The organism is Ensifer sp. 22521 (assembly GCF_052044795.1).
GTDB lineage: Bacteria > Pseudomonadota > Alphaproteobacteria > Rhizobiales > Rhizobiaceae > Ensifer.
On record NZ_JBQENM010000011.1, the window covers coordinates 94,285 to 117,542 of the forward strand.

At 62.9% G+C, this 23,258-nt stretch carries 20 protein-coding genes; 16 read left to right on the forward strand and 4 right to left on the reverse strand.

Annotated elements, in window-relative coordinates:
* Nucleotides 1-4: 4 nt before the first annotated feature.
* The 7 genes from ACTJKE_RS18595 to ACTJKE_RS18625 all read left to right on the forward strand — a co-directional run bounded on the left by ACTJKE_RS18595 (nucleotide 5) and on the right by ACTJKE_RS18625 (nucleotide 9,670).
* Entirely contained in the window at nucleotides 5-886 is an 882-nt protein-coding gene (locus tag ACTJKE_RS18595; RefSeq protein WP_440692062.1) for an iron-siderophore ABC transporter substrate-binding protein, read from the forward strand.
* Nucleotides 883-2,847 carry a Fe(3+)-hydroxamate ABC transporter permease FhuB gene (fhuB, locus tag ACTJKE_RS18600; protein ID WP_440692064.1) on the forward strand — a complete coding sequence of 655 codons (1,965 nt, stop codon included), beginning with the start codon at nucleotides 883-885 and terminating at the stop codon, nucleotides 2,845-2,847. The genes ACTJKE_RS18595 and fhuB overlap by 4 nt, the downstream gene beginning before the upstream one ends.
* On the forward strand, nucleotides 2,844-3,563 hold the full coding sequence (gene fhuF / locus ACTJKE_RS18605) for a siderophore-iron reductase FhuF (RefSeq protein ID WP_082663781.1): 720 nt from the start codon (nucleotides 2,844-2,846) through the stop codon (nucleotides 3,561-3,563). Before fhuB ends, fhuF begins: the two co-directional genes overlap by 4 nt.
* Nucleotides 3,564-3,616: 53 nt before the next feature.
* On the forward strand, nucleotides 3,617-4,432 hold the full coding sequence (locus ACTJKE_RS18610; RefSeq protein ID WP_440635844.1) for an ATP-binding cassette domain-containing protein: 816 nt from the start codon (nucleotides 3,617-3,619) through the stop codon (nucleotides 4,430-4,432).
* Between the two features lie 266 nt (nucleotides 4,433-4,698).
* Entirely contained in the window at nucleotides 4,699-5,769 is a 1,071-nt protein-coding gene (locus ACTJKE_RS18615; RefSeq protein WP_440635846.1) for an HlyD family secretion protein, read from the forward strand.
* A complete protein-coding gene (gene rbbA, locus ACTJKE_RS18620; protein ID WP_440692066.1) occupies nucleotides 5,769-8,555 on the forward strand; it encodes a ribosome-associated ATPase/putative transporter RbbA in 2,787 nt (928 codons plus the stop codon). Before ACTJKE_RS18615 ends, rbbA begins: the two co-directional genes overlap by 1 nt.
* 2 nt (nucleotides 8,556-8,557) lie before the next feature.
* A complete protein-coding gene (locus ACTJKE_RS18625) occupies nucleotides 8,558-9,670 on the forward strand; it encodes an ABC transporter permease (protein ID WP_058330047.1) in 1,113 nt (370 codons plus the stop codon).
* Between the two features lie 88 nt (nucleotides 9,671-9,758).
* Here the strand turns inward: ACTJKE_RS18625 and ACTJKE_RS18630 are convergent, their stop codons facing one another.
* On the reverse strand, nucleotides 9,759-10,202 hold the full coding sequence (locus tag ACTJKE_RS18630; protein WP_057255277.1) for a hypothetical protein: 444 nt from the start codon (nucleotides 10,200-10,202) through the stop codon (nucleotides 9,759-9,761).
* 520 nt (nucleotides 10,203-10,722) lie between these two features.
* Between ACTJKE_RS18630 and ACTJKE_RS18635 the strand changes: the two genes are divergently transcribed.
* From ACTJKE_RS18635 to ACTJKE_RS18645, 3 genes are all read left to right on the forward strand, one after another.
* The gene (locus ACTJKE_RS18635; RefSeq protein ID WP_156437210.1) at nucleotides 10,723-11,517 is read left to right on the forward strand and encodes a hypothetical protein; all 795 of its coding nucleotides are present in this window, start codon (nucleotides 10,723-10,725) and stop codon (nucleotides 11,515-11,517) included.
* A 235-nt stretch (nucleotides 11,518-11,752) separates the two neighbouring features.
* The gene (locus ACTJKE_RS18640; RefSeq protein ID WP_156437208.1) at nucleotides 11,753-12,313 is read left to right on the forward strand and encodes a hypothetical protein; all 561 of its coding nucleotides are present in this window, start codon (nucleotides 11,753-11,755) and stop codon (nucleotides 12,311-12,313) included.
* Between the two features lie 178 nt (nucleotides 12,314-12,491).
* A complete protein-coding gene (locus ACTJKE_RS18645; protein WP_440692068.1) occupies nucleotides 12,492-13,433 on the forward strand; it encodes an MYG1 family protein in 942 nt (313 codons plus the stop codon).
* A gap of 43 nt (nucleotides 13,434-13,476) precedes the next feature.
* Here the strand turns inward: ACTJKE_RS18645 and ACTJKE_RS18650 are convergent, their stop codons facing one another.
* Nucleotides 13,477-14,448, reverse strand: coding sequence for a LysR family transcriptional regulator (locus tag ACTJKE_RS18650; protein WP_063893443.1), 972 nt, complete (start codon nucleotides 14,446-14,448; stop codon nucleotides 13,477-13,479).
* Nucleotides 14,449-14,564: 116 nt separating this feature from the next.
* On the opposite strand from ACTJKE_RS18650, the gene ACTJKE_RS18655 reads away from it, so the two are divergent.
* On the forward strand, nucleotides 14,565-15,401 hold the full coding sequence (locus tag ACTJKE_RS18655) for an oxidoreductase (RefSeq protein WP_058330144.1): 837 nt from the start codon (nucleotides 14,565-14,567) through the stop codon (nucleotides 15,399-15,401).
* Between the two features lie 109 nt (nucleotides 15,402-15,510).
* Here ACTJKE_RS18655 and ACTJKE_RS18660 read toward each other — a convergent pair whose 3' ends face one another.
* On the reverse strand, nucleotides 15,511-16,776 hold the full coding sequence (locus tag ACTJKE_RS18660) for an MFS transporter (protein WP_113512118.1): 1,266 nt from the start codon (nucleotides 16,774-16,776) through the stop codon (nucleotides 15,511-15,513).
* 106 nt (nucleotides 16,777-16,882) lie between these two features.
* Here ACTJKE_RS18660 and ACTJKE_RS18665 point away from each other — a divergent pair, with 106 nt between their 5' ends.
* Nucleotides 16,883-17,347, forward strand: a complete 465-nt coding sequence (locus ACTJKE_RS18665; protein ID WP_058322093.1) for a winged helix-turn-helix transcriptional regulator — start codon at nucleotides 16,883-16,885, stop codon at nucleotides 17,345-17,347.
* A 67-nt stretch (nucleotides 17,348-17,414) separates the two neighbouring features.
* On the forward strand, nucleotides 17,415-18,599 hold the full coding sequence (locus ACTJKE_RS18670) for a GGDEF domain-containing protein (protein WP_440692070.1): 1,185 nt from the start codon (nucleotides 17,415-17,417) through the stop codon (nucleotides 18,597-18,599).
* A 17-nt stretch (nucleotides 18,600-18,616) separates the two neighbouring features.
* Here the strand turns inward: ACTJKE_RS18670 and ACTJKE_RS18675 are convergent, their stop codons facing one another.
* Nucleotides 18,617-20,032, reverse strand: coding sequence for an aldehyde dehydrogenase family protein (locus tag ACTJKE_RS18675; protein ID WP_113512114.1), 1,416 nt, complete (start codon nucleotides 20,030-20,032; stop codon nucleotides 18,617-18,619).
* 96 nt (nucleotides 20,033-20,128) lie between these two features.
* On the opposite strand from ACTJKE_RS18675, the gene ACTJKE_RS18680 reads away from it, so the two are divergent.
* From ACTJKE_RS18680 to ACTJKE_RS18690, 3 genes are all read left to right on the forward strand, one after another.
* Nucleotides 20,129-21,046 carry a LysR family transcriptional regulator gene (locus ACTJKE_RS18680; RefSeq protein WP_058330041.1) on the forward strand — a complete coding sequence of 306 codons (918 nt, stop codon included), beginning with the start codon at nucleotides 20,129-20,131 and terminating at the stop codon, nucleotides 21,044-21,046.
* Between the two features lie 398 nt (nucleotides 21,047-21,444).
* Entirely contained in the window at nucleotides 21,445-21,948 is a 504-nt protein-coding gene (locus tag ACTJKE_RS18685; protein WP_058330143.1) for an RNA polymerase sigma factor, read from the forward strand.
* A 206-nt stretch (nucleotides 21,949-22,154) separates the two neighbouring features.
* Complete coding sequence (locus ACTJKE_RS18690; RefSeq protein ID WP_440692072.1) at nucleotides 22,155-23,156, forward strand: FecR family protein; 1,002 nt, start codon at nucleotides 22,155-22,157, stop codon at nucleotides 23,154-23,156.
* Nucleotides 23,157-23,258: the final 102 nt, after the last annotated feature.

Consider the following 23,258-nt stretch of genomic DNA (forward strand, 5'->3'; position numbering starts at 1 on the left):
GGCATTGGGTCCTTTTGTCAGTCGCCGGGAGCTGCTTCTCGGCGCGGCGCTTTTGCTCGCCACGCCGATGGCCAGGGCCGGCGCGCCCTTGCGCATAGCCGCGATCGACTGGGCGATGCTGGAGACGCTGTGCGCGCTCGGCCTTACCCCGGTCGCCGCGACGGAGCTCATTCAGTTTCGAAGCGATGCCGTCGAGCCCGACTTACCTGCAGATGTCGTCGATCTCGGTCTGCGCGGCTCGCCCAATTTCGAACTGCTTCACCTCCTGAAGCCCGATCTCATACTGATCTCGCCGTTCTATGTACGCCACGAGGCGGCGCTCGGCCGGATCGCGCCGCTTTTCTCCCTGCCATTCTACGTGCGGGGCGAGCCGCCTTTCGAAAAGGCGCTCGCAGCGGTGAAGGCGCTCGGCGAGCGTCTCGGACGCTCCGACAGGGCGGAGGCGCTGCTGAAGGAGATAGCCGGCGAAATCGAAGGTTCCAGGCATGCGATCGCTCCCTTCGCGAACAGGTCCACCTATATCGTCAACATCGGCGACGCGCGGCATGTCCGCGTCTTTGGTTTCGACAGCATGTTCGGTGACATGCTCGCCCGGCTCGGGCTGCCGAATGCCTGGACGGATCGTTCGCGCTTCACCTTTGCGGCACCCGTCTCGATCGAAAACCTGGCGACAGATCCCGACGCACGCATCGTCATCGTTTCCGAGGTGCCGGTCGAGGCGCGCAGTGGCCTTCGAAACAGCATCATCTGGAATTCGCTGGAGCCGGTCCGCAAGGGGCGGGTCATCCAGCTCGCCAACGTCAATCCCTATGGCGGTGTTACTGCGGGCCTGCGGTTTGCGCGCCTGTTTGTCGAGGCGATGCTTGCGGGGGATCGGCGCGGATGACGATGCGGGCATGGTCTTTCCTGTCGGCCAGCCTGCTCGCCGGCCTCATGCTCTTCGCGCTGGCCGCATCGAGCCAGGTCCCGTTTGCGCAATGGGGAGACCTGTTGGCCCCTCCCGCCGAACTCACGCTCGACAAGATCATCCTGGCCTATAGCCTGTTCCCGAGGGCGGCGGTCGCGCTGGTCGCGGGCGCCGCACTCGGCCTATCCGGCGCGCTTCTCCAGCAATTGCTGCGCAATCCGCTCGCCGATCCATCGACCCTCGGCATCTCGGCAGGCGCCCAGCTCGCGATCGTCGCGGCGACGCTCTATGTGCCTGAGATCGTCGACGGCCACCGAACTTTGGTCGCGCTCGCCGGCGCCGCCGGGGCAGCGGCGATCGTCTTCGCGCTCGGTTGGCGTCGGGCTTTCGAGCCGGTGACGATGGTGGTCTGCGGCCTGCTTGTGGGGGTGACAGCCGCAGCCCTGTCCGCAGCGATGACACTCGCGCGGGGTGAGTACCTCATGTCGCTTGTGACCTGGAACGGCGGATCCCTCAGTCAGCAGGACTGGTCAGTGTTCCAAAGCCTTGGCCTGGAGTTGGTGCTCCTCGGCCTGTTTGCCGGCCTGTTGATCCGCCCGATGTTGGTGTTGGGGCTTGGCGACACGAGCGCGCGCAGCCTGGGTGTCAATCTCGGTGGCATTCGCTTCGCAATCGCCGCGATCGCCACGGCACTTGCCGGCTTCGTCGCCTCAGCGGTTGGCCTGGTGAGCTTCGTCGGCCTTGCCGCCCCAGCCTTCGTGCGCGCCTGCGGTGCCCGCCGCCCAGCGGCGATCGTCGCGCTGTCGCCACTTGCGGGGGCGCTTTTCCTCTGGCTCTGCGACGGCATCGTGCAAACCGTCGCGCGTGCCTCCAGCGAGAATTTTCCGACGGGCGCGGTCACCGCACTTGTTGGCGGTCCTTTGCTGCTCTGGCTTCTGCCCAAGGTGCGAAGCATGGAAGTGCCGCACGAGGCGCGGGAAAGCGTTCACCGCGGCAATCTGAAAATAGCATTTGCCGCCTTTCTGGTTCTCGTGCCGGTCCTTGTCGCGATCGCATTTGTCGTCGGGCCGTCCGGACATGGCTGGAAGATCCTGAGTTGGGCGGAGACGCTCGACTTGGCACCGCTCAGATGGCCTCGGCTCCTGGCGTCTGCCGCGGCCGGCGGCCTGCTGGCCGTGACCGGCGCGATCCTGCAGCGCATGACCGGCAATGCAATGGCCAGCCCCGAGGTCGTCGGCGTCAGCGGCGGTGCCGGCCTTGGCTTTGCCGCAGCGCTCACATTCGCGCCGGATGGCGGCACAGTCGTGGTCTTCACTGGCGCCGGGCTCGGCGCGCTCATTGCCATGCTGGCGGTGCTGGTCTTTGCCAGCCGCCGGCATCTGCCGCCGGAAAAGCTGTTGCTTGCGGGCGTGGCGGTCGGTTCCTTCAGTTCGGCCGTCCTGTCGGCGCTGCTGGCGATCGGTGATCAGCGGTCGTGGCAAATTCTCTCCTGGCTCGGTGGTTCGGCATCCACGGCAACGCCGGCGACTGCGATTTTCCTCGGCATTCTTTCTCTGCTCGTCGTTGCCGCGGCACTGCTGTTGAGCCGCTGGTTGACGATCATGCCCTTCGGACCGTCGATCGCCCTGTCGCTTGGCCTGTCGGTGCGGTTGAGCCGCGTGCTTCTTCTGCTTCTTTCGGGTGCTGCGACCGGTGCGGCGTCCCTGCTTGTCGGGCCCTTGAGCTTTGTCGGGCTCGTCGCGCCGCATATCGTCCTGCGCGCCGGTCTCGTCACGGCGCCGCAGCACCTGGCAGGCTCGTTCCTGCTCGGCTCGATCCTGATGGCCCTTGCCGATTTCGGCGCCCGCACGGCGACCTTCCCCTACGAGCTGCCGCTCGGCCTCTTCGCGGCACTCGTCGGCGCGCCCTACCTCATCTGGCTTCTGGGACGGCACAGATGATGGTGAACCAGCTTCCGGTGCTTCCGATTCCGTTCGCGGATGCAGCCCTGAGCCACGCAGTGCCGGCTGAAGACGATGATCTCGTCAGCCTGGACAGCATTCTCGAGCCAGGGCCGGTTGCGAACGCACTGGATGGACTGTTGCGGCGGTGGGGGCCGGGCGATCGCCGGGCCGCGGCGTCGCTATGGACGCAGGGTTACTTCGGCCGGCTGCTCAGACCCGTTATCGCCTATGGCCTCGTTCACGACATCTGGTTTTCGATGACGTTACCGGACGTTCAGGTCGGCCTATCCGATATGGCGACGCCCGTCCGGTTCGTGCTGAAACGCGCGGCTCCCGCTCCGTTGAGCGCGCGCCTGCGGGGGATTGTCGAAGACAATGTGCGACCTTTGATCGTCCGGATGGCGAACGTGACGGCCACGTCCGAACGGGTGCACTGGAGCAATGCGTCCTTCGCGTTTTGCCGCGCCTGCCGTCATGTTGATGATCTTTGGTCACAGGAGGCCATGCCGGTAGATGTCGCGGCGCGCTTGCGCGAGATGGAGACGCTGATCGCTGCGGACCATCCCCTTTTTCGGCTGACGCAGACGATCCCGGGTGTCGCGGGCGGTGCCTGTCTCCAGCGCAAGGTCTGCTGCATCCGCTACAAGCTCGACGGCCTGAAGAAATGCGGCACAGCCTGCCCGATCAATGCTTCGACCTTTTGCCGACAATGATATCTATCGATGAGACCAACAGCAGGTCCAGCGATCCTGCCCGGAACGAAAAGATGCAGAACCACGCGACTGAAACTCCACCCATCGCCCGCGACCAGGCCGTTCTGTCGCTCCATGATGTGAGCTTTGCGATCGATGGGCGCAACCTGCTGCACCCTCTGACGTTGGAGATCCCGGTCGGGCATTCCATCGCGCTGATCGGCCATAATGGTTCCGGCAAATCGACGCTGCTCAAGCTGATCGGGCGACAGCTCGCGCCGACCACTGGGCGTATCGATTTCGAGGGAAAGCCGCTTGCTGGCTGGGGAACGCGGGCCTTCGCCCGGCGGCTCGGCTATCTGCCGCAGAATACGCCGCCAGCACCCGGCATGCTGGCACGGGAACTGATCGCACTTGGCCGCTATCCCTGGCACGGCGCGCTCGGCCGCTTCGGGGCGGCCGACAAGGCGAAGGTCGAAGAGGCGATCGAGGTCACCGGCATCGAGCCGTTTGTCAACCGGGAGGTCGACAGTCTGTCGGGCGGGGAACGCCAGCGCGTTTGGCTTGCCATGCTCGTCGCCCAGGATGCCACCTGCCTGCTGCTCGACGAGCCGATCTCCGCCCTCGACATCGGCCACCAGCTCGAGGTGCTGGCACTGACCCGCGACCTCTGCCGGGACAAGGGCATCACCATCATCTCGGTACTGCACGAGATCAATATGGCCGCGCGTTTCTGCGACCGCATCGTGGCGCTCCATTCCGGCCGCCTTATCGCGGAGGGCACGCCTTCCGACATCATGACGCCGGAAGAACTGGCGCGGATTTACGACGTGCAGATGGATGTTCTGGAACAGCCCGTCAGCGGACGCCGCGTCGCGCTGGCGCGGTAGGCCACACGGCCACGAATCTGGCCGATAGTCCGACCGAGCGCGTACTGAACAGAGGTCCCGTTTGCTCGAACGGCGAGGACGGGCTTCGCCGTCCCAAGCGATCAAGAGCCACAGATCCCAATAACAACCCGGCATTTGGCACCAAGGCGCCTGACCCGCAATTGACATGAGTCAATGCGGCAGCCTCGTCCTTCGGGCCTATTCCCGGTTGTGTTTGAGTGGTCGCGGGATATTCTCGCGGTGTGTTTTGATGGTGGGACGCTGAAATGGAAAAAGCCCGGAAGAATTGGCTCCTGGTTGGTCTGGTCATTCTGGCGCTCGCGGGCGGCTACTATGCCTGGCAGAACATGGATCGCAATGCGCTACCCGCCGGGATCGCGAGCGGCAACGGACGCATAGAAGCAGTTGAGATCGATATCTCGACCAAGACGGCAGGCAGGATCAAGGAAATCCTGGTGGATGAGGGCGATTTCGTCACTGCCGGCCAGGTGCTCGCCCGGATGGACACCGTGCAATTGGAAGCGCACAAGCGGCAGGCCGAAGCGCAGCAGCAGCGTGCGATCATCAGCGTCGAAGCGGCGAAGAACCTGGTCACGCAGCGCGAAGCGGAAAAGGCCGCGGCCGAGGCTGTCCTCGCGCAGCGGCGCGCACAACTGGACGCTGCCGAGCGGCGGCTCGCCCGGTCCGAGCAACTCGTGAAGACGAGCACCGTTTCGCAACAGGTGCTCGACGACGACAGGGCCACCGCCGAGGGCGCGCGCGCTGCCGCCAGCGCCGCGGAAGCATCGCTCGCCGCGTCAAATGCGGCGATCAATTCGGCGAAGTCCCAGGTCGTCGATGCCGAAGCCTCGGTCGAGGCGGCCAAGGCGTCGGTCGAAAGCATCATCGCCGACATCAACGACAGCACCCTGGTCTCGCCGCGCGACGGCCGTATTCAGTATCGTGTGGTCCAGCCGGGCGAAGTGCTGGCGGCCGGCGGCCGCGTGCTTAATCTCGTCGATCTCGGCGATGTCTACATGACGTTCTTCCTGCCGACGGATCAGGCCGGACGCCTCTCGATCGGCAGCGAGGTCCGGCTGGTGCTGGACGCAGCACCTCAATACATCATCCCCGCCAAGGTCTCCTATGTCGCGGATGTCGCCCAGTTCACGCCGAAGACGGTGGAGACGGCCGAAGAACGGCAGAAGCTGACCTTCCGCATCAAGGCGCAAATTCCGAAGGAACTCCTGAAGAAATACATCCGCATGGTGAAAACCGGTCTTCCGGGCGTCGCCTATGTGAAAGTCGATCCGAATGCAGAGTGGCCGGCGAGCCAGACCGGCACGCTGGTGCAGTGATGGCAGCCCCTGATCGGGCCGGCCTGCGGCCGGCAGAGCCCGTGGTTCGTCTGAGCGCCGTCACGCTTTCCTATGGCAAGACGAAGGCGCTGGATGACGTGACGCTCGACATACCCCCTGGCTGCATGGCCGGGCTGATCGGGCCCGACGGTGTTGGGAAATCGAGCCTGCTGTCTCTCGTCGCCGGCGCACGCGCCGTACAGGTGGGGCGCGTCGAGGTGCTTGGCGGCGACATTGCCGATGCCGGCCATCGGCGCCGGACCTGCCCGCGTATTGCCTACATGCCGCAGGGTCTTGGGAAGAACCTCTATCCAACCCTTTCCGTCTTCGAGAACGTCGATTTCTTCGGCCGGCTCTTCGGCCACGATCGCGAGGAGCGCGAGAGGCGGATTGCCAGCCTGCTCGAAAGCACCGGGCTTGCCCCTTTCGCCGACCGTCCGGCGGGCAAGCTCTCCGGCGGCATGAAACAGAAGCTCGGGCTTTGCTGCGCGCTGATCCACGATCCCGATCTCCTGATCCTCGACGAGCCGACGACCGGCGTGGACCCTTTGTCACGACGGCAGTTCTGGGAACTGATCGATGAGATCCGCACTGAGCGGCCGGGCATGAGCGTCATCGTGGCAACCGCCTATATGGAGGAAGCGGCCCGTTTCGATTGGCTGGTCGCGATGGATGCGGGCCGGGTGCTGGCCACGGGCACGCCCGAACAACTGCTTGAAAAGACCGGCGTCGACACGCTTGACGCCGCCTTCATCGCGCTGCTTCCCGAGGAACTCAGGCGCGAGCACCACGACGTCGTCATTCCGCCGCGTCCGGAAGGGGTGGGCGGCGACATCGCCATCGAGGCCAACAACCTCACCATGCGCTTCGGCGATTTCGTCGCCGTCGACAATGTCAGCTTCCGCATCGGCCGCGGCGAGATCTTCGGCTTCCTCGGCTCCAACGGCTGCGGCAAGACGACGACGATGAAGATGCTGACGGGCCTGCTTGCCGCCAGCGAAGGGACGGCCAAACTCTTTGGCCGCGAGGTCGACCCGCGTGACATGGAGGTGCGCCACCGCGTCGGTTACATGTCGCAGGCCTTCTCGCTCTATACCGAGCTCACGGTTCTGCAGAACCTCGAGCTGCATGCCAAGCTGTTCGGCATGGCGGCGGACAGCATTCCCAAACGGATCGAGGAACTGGCGAAGCGCTTCGATCTCTCGGATGTGATGGAGGCCTTGCCGGACGCCTTGCCGCTCGGCGTGCGCCAACGGCTCTCGCTTGCGGTCGCGCTGATCCATTCACCCGATATCCTCATCCTCGATGAACCGACGTCCGGCGTCGATCCCGTGGCGCGCGACAGTTTCTGGCAGATCCTCGTCGATCTCTCCCGCAACGATCAGGTGACGATCTTCATCTCCACCCACTTCATGAACGAGGCGATGCGCTGCGATCGCATGTCGCTGATGCATGCGGGCAAGGTGCTCGTCAGTGATACGCCGGCCGGCATCATGAAAAGCCGGTCCGCCTCGACGCTGGAGGAGGCCTTCATCGCCTATCTGGAAGAGGCGATCGCCGGGGCAAAGCAGCCGGCGCCCGCCGTGGTCAGGGCTAAGGCGCCGTTGGAGCCGGTCGCCGAACGATCGGCCGAGACCAAACGGCCTCCGAAGTCAGGGTTTTTCGACGTCGGGCGGATGTTCAGCTATACCCGCCGCGAAGCGCTGGAACTGGTGCGCGATCCCATCCGCGCGACGCTTGCCACGATCGGCACGGTCATCCTGATGTTCGTCATCGGCTACGGCATCAACATGGACGTCGAGGATTTGACCTTCGCAGTGCTTGACCGCGACCAGACGACGACGAGCCGCGACTACATTCTCGAAATCGCCGGTTCGCGCTACTTCATCGAGAAGGATCCGATCACCGACTATGCCGATCTCGACCGGCGCATGCGCAACGGCGAACTGAGCCTGGCAATCGAGATCCCGCCGGGCCTTGCCCGCGATGCGGCGCGCGGCGATACGGTTGAAATTGCCGCCTGGATCGACGGTGCGATGGCGAGCCGTGCCGAAACGGTCAAGGGTTATGTGCAGGGACTGCACGCCCATTGGCTGACCGGAAAGATCCGCGAACGCTATGGGGCGGCTGCGACCACCGGCAGCTTCAAGATCGAGACGCGTTTCCGCTACAACCCTGATGTCAAGAGCATCGTTGCGATGGTGCCGGCGGTCATCCCGCTCCTGCTGATGCTGATCCCGGCGATGCTCTCGGCGCTCAGCGTCGTACGCGAGAAGGAGCTGGGGTCGATCGTCAATCTCTATGTCTCGCCGGTGACGCGGCTCGAATTCCTGATCGGTAAACAGATCCCTTATGTTGCCCTGGCGATGCTCAATTTCGTGCTGCTGACGGCATTCGCGATCTTCGTCTTTCGAGTGCCGTTTACCGGCAGTCTGCTCGCCTGGACGGCCGCGGGGCTGATCTACGTTTCGGCGGCAACGGCCATGGGGCTCGTCATCTCGACCTTCATGTCGAGCCAGATCGCTGCGATCTTCGGCACGGCGATCCTGACCCTCATTCCCGCAATCCAGTATTCCGGGATGATCGATCCGGTCTCCTCGCTCGAAGGGGCGGGTGCCTTCATCGGCCAGATCTACCCGACCACACATTTCATGACGATCGCCCGCGGCACCTTTTCCAAGGCTCTGGGCTTCGGTGATCTCGGTGGCGCCTTCGTGCCGATGCTGATCGCCGTGCCCGTGCTGCTCGCGATCGGCACGCTATCCCTCAAGAAACAGGCGAGGTAACGATGCGCCTGTCCCATATCTACCATCTCGGCATCAAGGAACTCTGGGGGCTCTGGCGCGATCCGATCCTGCTGATCCTGATCGTCTATTCCTTCACGCTCTCGGTCTATACCGGCTCGACCGCAATGCCGGAAACGCTGAACCGTGCGGCAATCGCCATCGTCGACGAGGACCGCTCGCCGGTTTCGACGCGGATCTCGACGGCTTTCTATCCGCCCTATTTCGTGCCGCCGCAGATGATCACGCCGGCGGAAATGGACCGCCGCATGGACCAGGGGCTCGAGACCTTCGCGCTCGATATCCCGCCGAATTTCCAGACGGATCTGCTGGCCGGTCGCTCGCCGACCATCCAGCTCAATGTCGACGCGACGCGCATGAGCCAGGCCTTTTCCGGCAACGGCTACATCCAGCAGATCGTCACCGGCGAGGTCGCGGGCTTCCTTGACCGACACCGCAGCGAGCAGAAACTGCCGGTCGATCTGGTTCTGCGTGCCCGCTTCAATGCGGAGCTCAACAAGGGCTGGTTCGGCGCAGTCATGAACGTCATCACCAACATCACCATCCTGTCGATCGTGCTCACGGGTGCCGCCCTCATCCGCGAGCGCGAGCACGGGACGGTAGAACACCTCCTGGTCATGCCCGTGACCCCGTTCGAAATCATGGTCAGCAAGGTCTGGTCGATGGGGCTCGTGGTGCTGCTCGCCTCGGCGGTCTCGCTGATCGTCGTCGTCAAGGGCGCGCTTGCGGTTCCGGTGCAGGGCTCGTTCGCGCTGTTCCTGCTGGCAACGGCCCTGCAGCTCTTTGCGACCACCTCCATGGGCATCCTGCTTGCCACGATTGCCGGCTCCATGCCGCAGTTCGGTCTGCTGCTGATGCTTGTGCTCTTGCCGCTACAGGCCCTGTCCGGGGGAATGACGCCGCGCGAAAGCATGCCCGAGTTCATCCAGAACATCATGCTGGCAGCCCCAAATACCCACTTCGTCATTCTGGCGCAGGCGGTTCTCTTTCGCGATGCCGGTCTGGACGTAGTCTGGCCGCAGCTTCTTGCCTTGCTGCTGATCGGCGCCATCCTCTTCGCCTTTGCCATGCGGCGCTTCCGGGCTTTCCTGAAGTAGGCCTGCCAGGTGTGGCTGATCGGCAAGCGTGCCGCCGGCCGATCAGGGCCTGGTCGGAGAAACGCTATTTTTTGCACCACGCAAGGCGTCAGGCGGGAATGAATTTTCCGTCGTAGCGCACGCGAAAATTCCGGCGTTGGGCATCTTCCTGGAAGCAGACAAACACCAGTTCGAGATCGTGCGTGCTGCTGCGTCTGCCAAGCAGGCTCAACGTGATCACGATCACGCCGCCATAGGTGCGCGTCAGATTGATGGCAGCGCGCCGGATTTCATTGGTTCCGGCATCGTCCCGGTCTTCGCGCCGCTCGTATACCTGCCAGAAACGCGCGCTTTCCCAGGCCGATCGCAATGCTTCGGTTATCTCAGCCTTGAACTCGTCCACCGACCTGCCCTTGCTCCATGAAACGGTCCGCTCGGTGTGATCGCCAAAGATATCGAGATAGCCGTCATAATCATCCGGGTCGGAAAAACACCGCTCGATCATTCCGAATGCCACGTCGTCGGAAATTGCTGCCTTAAAGAAAATCGTCATCGAATCGCAATCCTGCCTTGAGCGCCTATGTTGTCAAAGCGTCCGCGGCGTATCCAGCCCCTCGGCGTCTGATCGCTGCCGCGCGAACAACTATCGTCTCGCTGCAATGGCTTAGGCGGGTCGATCGCATCGCTCCGGCAGCCGATTCCGCGTCCATGATCGTTGCCTTATGTTCGGGCTCCATGCTATCGTTGGTTTCATTATTGACTGACGCAACTTTCAATTCTCTTTCGCCATCCCGCGCACGATCGCAGCAATGGATGCGAAAGAACTGTTTGTTTTGATAGGCATATTTGCAGAATGAAATTTGCGGGGGGCCGCGCACCACGCTGATGCGAAAAGGGATCGGGCGAGATCCCTGGACCGCCGGCGCAGGGACAGTCGGGAGAGGGACAGTTTTTTGATCGGCATGGCATTTCCACGAGAAGTTTTCTCGCGTTCAGTGGTCATTGTCTGTCTGTTGGTTGGGCTCCTGGCCTCGGCCGCGACGGTTCGAGCGGCGCCGGCCGGCGGCGCTGACATGCAGTTCTTCGTGGTTCGCAGCGGTCAGCCAGGGTGCGAGCCAACCTGTCCGGAGTGGATATCGGCGGAGGGGACGATCGTTCGCGAAAGCCCGGCGCAGTTCAAGAAGCTGCTCAAAACCATCGGCAAGCGCCGCCTGCCGGTCGTGGTGACGTCACCTGGGGGAGACGTCGACGCTGCGCTGGCGCTAGGGCGGCTCATCAGAGCGCGAAGGCTTGAAGTGGCGGTCGGCAAAACCCGCTTCATCGGTTGCCAGCCGCAGCAGAAGGATTGCCGCGAAAACGACGGCAAGGGCGCCCGCTATATCGGTATCGCCTATTCGGGCGGAGCCTACTGCAATTCGGCCTGTCCGCTGATGTTCGCCGGCGGAACCCGCCGAGTGGCCGGGCAATGGGCCTATCTCGGCGTTCACCAGATCACCACTGTCTTCGTTCAGACCCAGACGCGGTATCGGGAGGAGTACCGTATCGTCAACGGCAAGAAGAAGGTGACCAGCAAGAAGGTCGTCAGCCGCAAGAATGTCGGCAGCCGCAAGATCTACGAGATGACCAGGGCGCAGGAGCGCGAGTTGACCGCCTACCTCGCGGAAATGGGCATCGGCCGCACGGTTATCGATCTGATGAAGATCACGCCCGCCTCCGATATGCGCAAGATCGAACCCGTCGCGATGACCGAGATGAAATTGATCACGCAGCTGGGCGGGGTCGAATTGCTGACCTCGGTCGAGACCTGCAGAACGGTACCGGCGTCCGCCAATTGTCGGGTTTTCGTCATGTCGGACCTGAAGCGTTAGGCTGGAGATAGGGATGTCAGGTGGGAGTTTCCCTGTACGCAGGGTCTTGGCGAGCCTTCGGCGGGCGGCGCTGCTGATGTGTCTGGCGACGCCAGGCCTATCGATCCAACAGCCGGCAATGGCGGCAGAACAGCAGATGCGGTTCGTCGTCGTACGCTCGAACCAATCCGGTTGCGAGCCGACATGTCCGGAATGGATTTCCGCCGAAGGCGTCATCGGTGCGAAGACGCCGGCGTTGCTGAAGGCGACCTTGAAGGTGCTCGCAGGCAGAAAGCTGCCGCTGGTCCTTACCTCTTCCGGCGGGGATGCTGCCGCCGCCATGGCAATCGGACGCCTCGTCCGCAAGAACAAGCTGAGCGTGGCGGTGGGCACGACCAATTTTGTCGGATGCCAGCGCGATCAAGAGAATTGCACGGCGAACGACGACAGAGGCGCTGACTTTGTCGGCGAGGCGGCTTCGCGCGGAGCATGCATGGAAGCTTGCGCCCTGATCCTTGCGTCCGGCACTCGAAGGCTCGCGGGCGAGGAAACGATAATCGGCGGCATTCCGATGGTGACCGGAAACGAAGCCAGCAGCAAAAAGCTGGCGGCCTACTACGATGAAATGGGCGTGCGCTACCAGACGCTGGCGGAGGGCCAGCGCGATGCGGATGGCAATCCCGGTTTTTGGCAATTGTTCAAGGCACTTCTGCTGACGAACACGCTGGCCGTGGACCAACTGGTCGATGCGCAGATTTGCAAAGGCACGCCTGCGCCCGACAATTGCCGGGTCTTCACCACGATGGATCTGGAGTAGCTGCGCTCGGGGCCAAATATTTGTCGGCCAGTCTCGGCCGTTGATCCGTCTCCCGCCAAGATCCCCAAGCGGCGCATGCGGTCCTTCATGCAGGCAAGGAGCGATGGTGGGTTGAGGTGGCAGCAAGCAATGGCTATGTGGTGCGCTCCGTATTCAACGAACCATAAGGCCAATCGGGATGATCCCAGAGTTTCTCGTTACCCATTCCGGTGGCTTTCATGCCGACGAACTGTTGTCCACCGTCATTCTCACGCGGCTGTTCCCGCAGGCGCGTCTGATCCGCAGCCGGGCTGCGGAATGGATCAGGCCCGGTGCAGACCGTATCGTTTACGATGTGGGTGGCCAGTATGACCCTGCTGCCGGCATCTTCGATCATCACCAGCGCGGCGCGCCGTTAAGAGAAGACGGCCAGCCCTACAGTTCGTTCGGGCTGATCTGGAAGCACTATGGCCGCGACTATCTCGCCGCTTCAGGCGTTCCTGAAGACCATATCGAGGCGGTCCATGCGGCCTTTGACGCACGCTTCGTGCTTCCAGTCGACCTGGTGGACAATGGCGCGCTCGACCCTTCCATCGCCGGACCGCTCGCAGGGCTCACCCTGCCGGCGCTTTTGGAAACCTTGAAGCCGGTGTTCGACGAGGCCGGCCAGGAGGCTGACGATCGCGGCTTTCAGGCGGCCCTGGCGATTGCTCGTACGCTCGTCGAGGCCGGCGTAGCGCAGCGCTTCGCCAAGCTCAGAGCCGAGGCACTTGTCCTTCAGCAAATCGCTAGAGCCGGGGATGGTCGCGTTCTCGAGCTGCCGATGGGCATGCCCTTCCGTCCGGCCGTCGTGAAGGCCGGCGCCGATCACCTGTTGTTCGTCGTTCACCCGCGCGACAAAGACTGGTGCCTGACGGGCATCCGCAAGGCAGATGAGGGCTTTGAGCTTCGCGCAGATCTGCCCGCCGCCTGGGCCGGCCTGACCAACGGCGAATTGGAAGCGGCTTGCGGGGTCGCGGGCGCAAGCTTCTGCCACAATGGCCGCTTCATCGCGGCTGCCGCAACGCGCGAAGCTGCCCTTGCCATGGCCGAGCTGGCCGTCGCGGAGGCTATTTCGCCCGCAATGGAAACCAAGGCGTAGGCCAGGGGATGTCCCGCGTCGGGCACCTTCGCCTGTTCCGGCCTTAGCCGGAAGCGGCGGCGTCATGGTCCGACCGTGGCGCGGTGGGTCGCTGAAGCAGCTTCGCGTTAACTCTTGGTGAGGCGGTACCCGCAGTCCTGATGAAATCGACGAAGGCGCGTAGCGCCGCCGGCATTTGCCGTCGGCTGGGGTAGTATAGATAGAGGCCGCCGTAGTAGGGGCACCAGTCCTCGAGCACCCGAACAAGTTTCTCTTCGTCTATCAGCGACAGCACCTGATCCTCGAAGGTGAAGGTCACGCCGGCGCCCGCAAGGGCAGCGTCCACCATCATGTCCTGGTCGTCGACGATCAGGGGGCCGCTCACTTCGACCTGAAGTTCCACGCCGCCGCGCTCAAACTCCCATGCGTAAAGCCGGCCGCTGCCGAAGCGCAGTCCGACACAGGGGAGTTCCCTCAGGTGATCGGGAGCGGTCGGTTTTGGAAAGCGCTCGAAGAAGGAAGGCGTTGCCACAATTGCGGTGCGCTGGCGCGGCCCGATCGGGACGGCAATCATGTCCTGCGCGATGACCTCGCCGAAACGAACGCCGGCGTCGAAACCCTCCGATACCATGTCGACGAGGTCGTTGTCGGTGACGATCTCGATGCTGATTTTCGGGTAGGCTTCGAGAAAACGCGCGACCAATGGCAGAAGCACCATCTTCGCGGAGGCGCGCGCCGCATTGAGTTTCAAGCGCCCGACAGGTGCGCCCCGGAAGTTGTTGAGGTCGTCAAGCGCATCCTCGATGTCGCGGAAGGCGGGTGCGACGCGCGCGAGCAGAAGTTCGCCCGCTTCCGTCAGCGCGACGCTGCGGGTCGTTCGGTTGAAGAGGCGAAGATCAAGCCGTTCTTCAAGCGCCTTCAGGGCATGACTGAGCGCCGATGGCGTGCAGCCGATCTCGTCGGCGGCGCGGCGGAAGCTTCGGTGCCGGGCCAAAGCCAGGAAGGAGGACAGGTCGGAAGGCGATACGGTTCTCATTGATGAATCTTACTCATCAGCTCAAGGAGAATCCAGTCGATTATCTCAGCAGATGGAGCGCGGTAAAACCTTCTCAGCCGCCGACGATGGAGCGGCGAAACAAACAGGAGGTTCACATGCATACATGGTTCGTTACCGGGGCATCCCGTGGATTTGGCGCCCTCATTGTGGAAAAGGCACTCGCCAAGGGCGATCAGGTCGTCGCGACGGCGCGCAATCCGAAGGCGATCGCCGAGCGTTTCGGCGAGCAACCCAACCTTCTGGCCGTAGCGCTCGATGTTACCGACGAGTCCCAGGCGCATCAGGCGGTCGGGCAGGCGATCGCCCGCTTTGGCCGGATCGATGTTCTGGTCAACAATGCCGGCTACGGACTGCTCGGTGCGGTCGAAGAGGCAAGCGGTGCCGAGATCGAGGCCCTGTATCGCACCAACGTCTTCGGCCTGCTGGCCGTCACCCGTGCCGTGCTGCCGCACATGCGCCGCCAGCGTTCGGGACGCATCCTGAACTTCTCGTCGATCGGCGGCTATCGCAGCGGCCCTGGCTTCGGGGTCTATTGCTCGACGAAGTTTGCCGTTGAAGGCCTGACCGAAGCGCTCGCAGCAGAGCTTGCCCCGCTCGGTATCCATGCGACGGCGATCGAACCCGGTTACTTCCGCACCGACTTTCTCGACTCGACCTCACTCGGCATCAGCCCGATCGAGATCGAGGACTATGCCGAGACGGCCGGCTTCGTTCGCAGCAAGGCGAAGGAGATCAGCCATAACCAGCCGGGCAATCCCGACAGGCTGGCAGAGGTCTTGATCTCGTTCGCTGATGCCGAAAATCCGCCGGTGCGGTTGCCGCTTGGCAGCGACACGGTGGCCGCGATCGAAGCCAAGCACGCATCGGACGCAGAAATCCTTGCCCAATGGCGTGCCGTGTCCCTCTCGACCGACTTTGAACCGGCCGCATAAGCGTCGAGGAGCGGCGGTCGACCGTTCCCTCAGAGGCCCCGCCATCGTGCGGGGCCTTCTCGTTGGCTGAGCCAACCTCGGTCCGCGCTGTCGCAGCTCACTCAACCGTTCAACGCTGCGCGTCTTCCGCATGCTTGGATCCCGTAGGTCTTGTCGCCAGCCAGAAGAGCAGCGAGGTAAGGCTGATCGCCGCGCCCATCAGGCAGACGCCGTTCCATCCCGCATGCGTATAGGCGACCGTGGACAGAGAGGATCCGATCGCGCTGCCGAGCGAATAGAAGAGCATGTAGGCTGCCGTCAGTCGGTTCTGCGCTTCCGGACGGACGCGATAGATCAGGGCCTGGTTGGTCACGTGGACCGCCTGGAGCCCGAAGTCGAGGACGAGCACACCGGCGATCAGCCACAGGATCGAGTGATGCAGCAATGAGATCGGCAGCCATGCGATGAGCATAAGCGCGAGTGCAATCCCCGTCGTCGCCTGGCCAAATCCGCGATCGGCCCAATGGCCCGCACGAGAAGCGGCCAAAGCCCCGGCGATCCCTGCCAGACCGAAGAGGCCGACCTCGGTATGCGACATGGAGAAGGGCGGTGCGCTCAGCGGCAGGACAAGCGGGGTGAGCAGGGTCGTCACGTTCGCGAAGATCAGCATGGCGATCACGCCGCGGGTGCGCAGCACCGGCTCTTCCCAGATCAGCTTGAAGGTGGAGCCGACAAGGCGGGGGTAGCTGAGCTTGCTCGTTTCCCGTCTCTGGTGCGGCAACAACCTGTACAGCAGGCCGGCGATCAAGAGCGTTGCGACACATGATGCAAGATAGACCGATCGCCAGCCGGAGAGATCCGTCAGAAGGCCCGCGACGGTGCGTGCGGAGAGGATGCCGATCACGATGCCGCTGGTGACAAACCCCACCACCCGGCCGCGTTCTGACGGTTGGGCCAGGCTGGCCGCATAGGCGACCAGCGCCTGTGTCAGGACGGCCAGCATGCCGACCGCCGCGATCGCGGCCATCAGCATTTCGGCGTTGGCCGAAAGGGCGACGAAGCCGAGCGCGACCACTGAAAGCAGGGATTGAATGATGATGACCTTGCGGCGATCGAAAAGGTCGCCAAGAGGAACAAGCAGGACCAGGCCGAGCGCGTAGCCGATCTGCGTCGCGCCGACGATCAAACCGGCGCTTATCTGCGAAAGGCCGAGATCCGCGGCCATCACATCCAGCAGGGGATGGGCAAAATAGGCATTGGCGACCGCAAGGCCAGAGGCAAAGGCGAAGAGTGTCATCATCGGGCGCGTCAACGGTGATGCCGTGGCATCTCCGGCATTTGGGCGCGCAGCGTCGTTTGCGGCGTCGATCGACGCCGCAGCAGCTCTACCATCCATTGGACTTCTTCCTTATTTCGGTTTAATAATGAAACCAAATTTATGGATAGCGATTTGGTTTCATAATGCAACCAAAATCTCGTGGGCGCGAGAGAGGAGAGTTCGCATGGTGGCGCGCAGAAGCCTCAAGGGAGACTACTGCCCCAGCGCGCGATCTCTGGACGCGATCGGCGACTGGTGGTCGCTGCTGATCGTGCGCGATGCGTTCGACGGATTGAGACGCTTTAGTGATTTTCAGAAAAGCCTCGGCATTGCCAAGAACATCCTGACGGAGCGCCTGCGCACGCTCGTGGACCGCGGCATTCTGGAGACGGTTCCCGTCGGCGAGGCGAAAGCGCGGGTCGAGTATCAATTGACGGCGATGGGCCGGGACCTCTTTCCTGTGATGGTCGCCTTGCGCCAGTTCGGCGAAAGGCACCTCTTTCAGCCCGGCGAGGAGCATTCCCTGCTGGTCGAAAAAGAAACAGGACTGCCTGTGAAGCTCGACATCCGCACACAGGATGGCAGGCCGATCGAGGCCGACGAGACGGTCCTGATCAAGGTGCCCGAAGACAGCGGCGAACCGATCTAGCTTTAGACGAATATTCAGTTTTCTCTGCTAGCTTGCTGGAGTCCTTCCGCAGCCGGGGAAATTGGTAATGGGCGTTGTCACGCTAGACCAGGTAGAGAACCAGATCGCGCGCGGCTTTCGTTATCTGCTGTTCTCGCCGGAGATCGAGGCGCTGTTTCGCAAGGAATATGCGGCCGAGCGTGTGCGGCTCGCGGTGATCTGGGGCGTGATCGGCGTTTTCATCTACGATCTGGTCTATTTCGGCGATCGTACAATGCTGCCCGACGTGTTCAGCGAGCTGCTCGTCGCCCGTTTCCTGGTGTTCACGCCTTTCGTCATCGGCTGTATCCTGGCCGTGCGCCGCTGGCCGGATGCGCTTCTCTACGACGTCCTGGCGGTGGCGATCGCGGTGCTGGGCGTCACCTTGCCGATGGCCGCTGCCACGCAAAGCACCAGTTCCTACCTCTTCGTCTATCAGAACGGCAATTCCGCCGCCTTTTTGTTCTTCGTCATCGCGCTGCGGCCGCGTTTCTTTGCCGTCCTGATCGGGCTCGCGCTGATGTGCGCTTCCCATTTCACCACCACGCACCTGACCGGCGCCTTCGACGATGTCACCTATTCCGGCATCATCACCTTCTATCTGACACTGTCGATCTTCCTGGCGGTCAGCGCCTATTTTCTGGAGCAAAAGGACAGGCAGAATTTCCTCAACCAGCTAAGAGGCAGCCTTCTCTACCGCCAGCTTGAGCGTAATGCCGAACGGGATGAACTGACGGGACTGTTGAACCGTCGCTCGCTGGCGCGGGTTGGCGAGATGCTGTGGAACGACGCGCCTCGCCTGGCGCCGGTTTCGGCGATCCTGCTGGATATCGACCACTTCAAGCGGTTCAACGACGTTCACGGCCATATCGAGGGCGACGCCTGCATCCGCGCCGTCTCGCAATGCATGCGCGACACGGTGGATGAGGCCTCCTTCGTCTTCCGCTTCGGCGGTGAGGAGATGCTGGTGCTCGTGGCGGATCGGGAGCCGCTGCAGGCGTTGGCGATGGCCGAGCGTATCCGCACGGCGATCGAACGGCTCGGCATTGCACATCGCGGACTTGGCAATGGGTGCGTGACGGCAAGCCTGGGCGTCGCTTCGGCGCTTGCGACTGAGACGACGCTTGAAAAGCTGCTGCAAAACGCAGACGCGGCTCTCTACGAGGCGAAGCACATGGGCCGCAATACCGTCGCGTTGGCTAGCGCGCCCAAGGTCGGCGCGCAGGTCGCCTGAAACACGGGGATTATCGCTCAGCCAATGATCGCCTTCGGCTCGAGAAAGGCTTCGAGGCCGAAGGGCCCGAATTCACGACCGATGCCGGAATGCTTGAAGCCGCCGAAGGGAGCCTGTGCATCTGCCGGCGCCTCGTTGAGGACCACGCGTCCGGCCTCGAGTTGGCCGGCCACGCGGCGCATGCGTTCCACATCGGTGCCGAGAACGTACGATTGCAGGCCATAGTCCGTGTCGTTGGCGATGGCGACAGCCTCGTCTTCGTTGCGATAGGAAAGAACGCTGAGGACGGGGCCGAAGATTTCTTCCCGCGCGATCCGCATGTCGTTGGTGACATCGGTGAAAACGGTGGGGCGGACGAACCAGCCACGATCGAGCCCATCCGGGCGACCTTCGCCGCCTGCCAGCAGTTTTGCTCCTTCCTCCTGACCGAGACGAATATAGGACTGGACGCGCTGCCATTGTCTGGCGCTGACCATCGGGCCGATATCCGAGGTCGGATCGCTCGAAGGGCCGATCTTCAATGCTGAGACGGCGGTGGCCAGACGCGAGGTCACTTCCGCTAGCCTCCGCTCCGACACCAGAAGCCGGGTGCCGGCAATGCAGGCCTGGCCGCTGTTGCGGAAGGCGGAAGCAAGCACGTGCGGAATGGCGTGATCGAGATCGGCATCGTCGAGCAGGATCTGCGGCCCCTTGCCGCCGAGCTCCAAGGTCACGCGCTTGAAGCTTTCCGCAGCGGTTCGAAGGATCGTCTTTCCGGTGGTGGTCGAGCCGGTAAAAGTGATCTTGGCGATACCAGGGTTCTGGCTGAGCTCCGCGCCGACGACATGACCATAGCCGTTGACGAGGTTGAGCACGCCACGGGGCAGACCGGCGTCGTGCAGCGCTTCCAGCAGAGTCTGGGTCTGGATGGCGCTCATTTCCGACGGCTTGATCACGATCGTCGTGCCGGCCGCGATTGCGGTGGCGAGCTTGGTGCAGATGAAGCCGATGTTGCTGTTCCAGGGGGTGATGGCGGCGGCAACCCCAACCGGTTCCATGACGACCGCGGCGTTGCCGATCTGCCGGGTAAAGGTATAGCCAGCCACGGTCTTCGCGGCGACCTCGAAAACGTGCGAAGCATGCGGCACCGAGAAAGCGAGGAAGGACTGCGGTGCGCCGTACTCGGTCGCCATGGCCTCATGCAAGGCATCGGCGTGCGCTGCGACCGCGTCGCGCAGCGCTTGCAGCATGGCGATGCGCTCGGCCGGTGTCGTGCGCCGCATGGCCGGGAAGGCGCGCTTGGCGGCTGCAATCGCCGCGCGGGCGTCTTCCGCATCACCGAGGCGGACCTCGCCGATCTTCTCTTCGGTGGCGGGATTGAAAAGCTCGAAGCGCTCGCTGCCCTCAGGGGTCACGAAAGCGCCGTCGACATAGATCTGCTCGATCATCTTCATCGTTCGGTTTCCTGTTGTGATGAAGGGGATATGCGCCGGAAGGGTCGCCAGGATAAGATCATCAATCATAGACAGGTTGATGAGGAAAATAGCGCAATGAGACCCAGTCTGTCCGAACTCGAGGCGGTGACGACGATCGCGCGGCTCGGCGGTTTCCGCGCCGCTGCCCGCGAACTCGGCGTTTCGTCCTCCGCGCTCAGCCATGCCGTGTCGGCGCTGGAGGAGCGGCTGGATGTCCGCCTGTTCAACCGGACGACCCGGTCGGTGGCGCTCACCGCGGCGGGCGAGGCCTTCGTGGCCGAGGTTCTGCCGGCTCTCGCCGCGATCGATGGTGCCGTCGAAAGGGTGACGGAATCCCGGGCGCGGCCGACCGGGACGCTTCGGCTGAACACCTCGCCCGGGGCGGCACGCATGGTGCTGCAGCCGCTGCTGATGGAATATCTCCGGCGCTTTCCGGACATGGCGGTGGAGGTCGCGACCGACAACGCGCTGGTGGACATCGTCGCCCTCGGCTTCGATGCCGGCTTCCGGCTGACAGACGCAGTGCCGCCGGACATGATCGCAGTGCCAGTCACGCGCCAGTCGCGCATGATCGTCGTCGGATCGCCGGATTATTTCCGGGAGAGAGCGGCGCCGCAGCGACCGGCTGATCTCATGAATCACACTTGCATTCGGGCGCGCATGGCGAGCGGCCGGATTTATCACTGGGAGTTCTCGCGTCATGGCGAGAGCGTGGAGATCGATGTGCCCGGACGGCTCATTCTGGACGAGAGCGGGCTGATGCTCGAGGCGGTACTGTGTGGCGCAGGGCTGGCCTATCTCTCCGACTATGCCGTCCAGGAGCATGTCGCTGCCGGACGGCTGGTGCGGGTTCTCGATGAGTGGACGCCACCCTATGACGGCCTGTGCCTCTATTTCTCCGGCCGGCGACACGTGCCGGCAAAACTCCGGGCGTTGATCGAGCTCGTCAGAGAGTTGCGTGTCGAGGGCGGGGGCGCGGGCGTTGCGCCTTGAATCTCGATGAGAAAGTGAGACGAACCGGACAGGTTGGGCGCTCGACTGCCGTTTCGTTGGCCATGGCGAGAAACCGGAAAAACCGCCATGTTCGCCATCCCTGCCGCGTCCGGTTGACACGGTTCGCGCTCAGATGGGTAATCGTCCTCGGAGCGAAAAGTTCCGCTTCTGCAACGGGATACGGTCTCCGGCCAAGGACGCTCAGGCTCGGCGGCCAGGCGTCGAGGCAATTGGCTGGAAAAATAACATGACTATTACAGACAAGTTTATTTACGCGTGCTAAGAGACGTCGCGTTCGTTTGGCCACCCGGTCCACCGATCGCGTCGCGGCAGGCAGTGCGAACGACGCTGGACGCCACATCAAAGTTGTTTTGATCGGATCAGACGCCTTGGTCGACATGGAAACGCGCCATCAGGTCTATTTCGCCAAGCGTACCGCTTTGGTCGCCTATGCCACGCGCATCGTCGGGTCGCGTGAGACTGCCGAAGACATCGTGCAGGAGGCGTTCATCCGCTTCGCGCCGACCAATACCGACAATGGTTCCCAGGGCCTCTCGCCTGCCTATCTCTACAGGATCGTCCGCAATCTGTGCCTCGATCTTCTCAAGCGCCGGAAGATAGAGGCGCGGGAGGAACAGGACGAGCCGCCGTTCTGGTCGATGCCGATCGAGATGCCGACGCCCGAAGACATCGCCGTGGTGACCGACGAGATCCGGCGCATTTCCGGCGTCCTCGACGATCTTCCCACGGACGTTCGTGTTGCCCTTGAGATGCACCGCTTCGGTGGATACACCTTGGAAGAAATCGCCGCCCACCTGAACATCTCGGTCGCAACCGTACATCGCCATGTTCGCACCGCCATGATGCGGGTGGCGACAATTCTGGCGGGCGATGCCTCCTAGAATTTTGAGCCGGCGTGAAAAAAAATCCGCAGTAATTCGTCTTTGTGACAGACCGAATGATTCCGCTTGTGCATGTTTCCTTGAATCGTACCCGATTAAAGGATGAAAACATGCAGCAATTCAAAGTGCTACAGCGACCTTTGCGCGTCTGATAAGACGCGCGGCGCTGTAGTGTCTCGTCGAACACGTAACCAGCAGGCAGAGCTTTGACCAAGGACAACCACATACCGGAGGTGTTGCTCGAAGAGGCCATGGACTGGTTCCTCGAACTGAAGGCGCGTCCGAACTGTCGGGAGACGGAAGCCGCGTTCCGCACTTGGTTGGGCAGGTCGGAACTGCATGTCCGATCCTGGGAGACGGCATTGAAGACCTGGCAATTGCTGGGAGAAGTGCCGCCGGTTCATGAGCAGCTTTGGCGCGGGGCGACGCCGTTAGTCTCATCGGCGGCAACCACCCGCCAGCCGAAGCGTTGGGCGGCCAGAACCTTAGTTGCCGGCACCGCAGTGATGGCGCTTGCCGCCTGCCTGGTGCTGTTCGTCGCGCTCCCGTCGCTGCTTGTGTGGTGGCAGGCCGATCATGCGACCGAGACCGCTGAGAGCAGGACGATCACGCTGGAGGACGGCACGACCATCCAGATGGGTGGCGGCAGTGCCATCGCCACCGAGATCAACACCGCGGCCCGGCACGTCCGGCTTCTAAAGGGCGAAGCCTATTTCGATGTCGCGCGCGACCCGTCGCGTCCGTTCGTCGTCGATGCCGGCGGCGTGGAGGTTTCGGTTCTCGGCACCTCTTTTGACGTGCAGCTTGCGAGTACGGAGACAACGGTCGAGCTCGCCCACGGCACGGTGGCCGTTTCGTATAGCGGCGAAAACCATAAGCAGAATTTCGAACTCGCGCCGGGAGAAATGGCGACGGTGGCGCATGCGACGGGTGCTGTCACCCGAAGCGCGATCGCGACCGAAGAGATCGGCGCCTGGCGCAGTGGCAAGATGTTCGTCAACAACGTCACCGTTGCGGCTGCCGCCGAGCGGCTGCAACGTTACCATTCCGCCTGGATCTCCATCCCGCAATCCGAACTCGCGGCGCGACGGGTGACGGGCGTCTATGATCTCACGGATCCCGATCACGCTCTTCAGGCATTGGTTCAGCCGTTTGGTGGCAAGGTGCGCGAGGTGACATCCTATGGCCGCGTTCTGACGCAATTTTAATTTGGACTCAAAAATTCAAGAAAAAATCGCGGACCGGTGAAAAAAAATCCGGAGCCCGTCGTCTTTGGTCCGAAGCGCCTGCCGAGAGGCAGCGCGCGGATC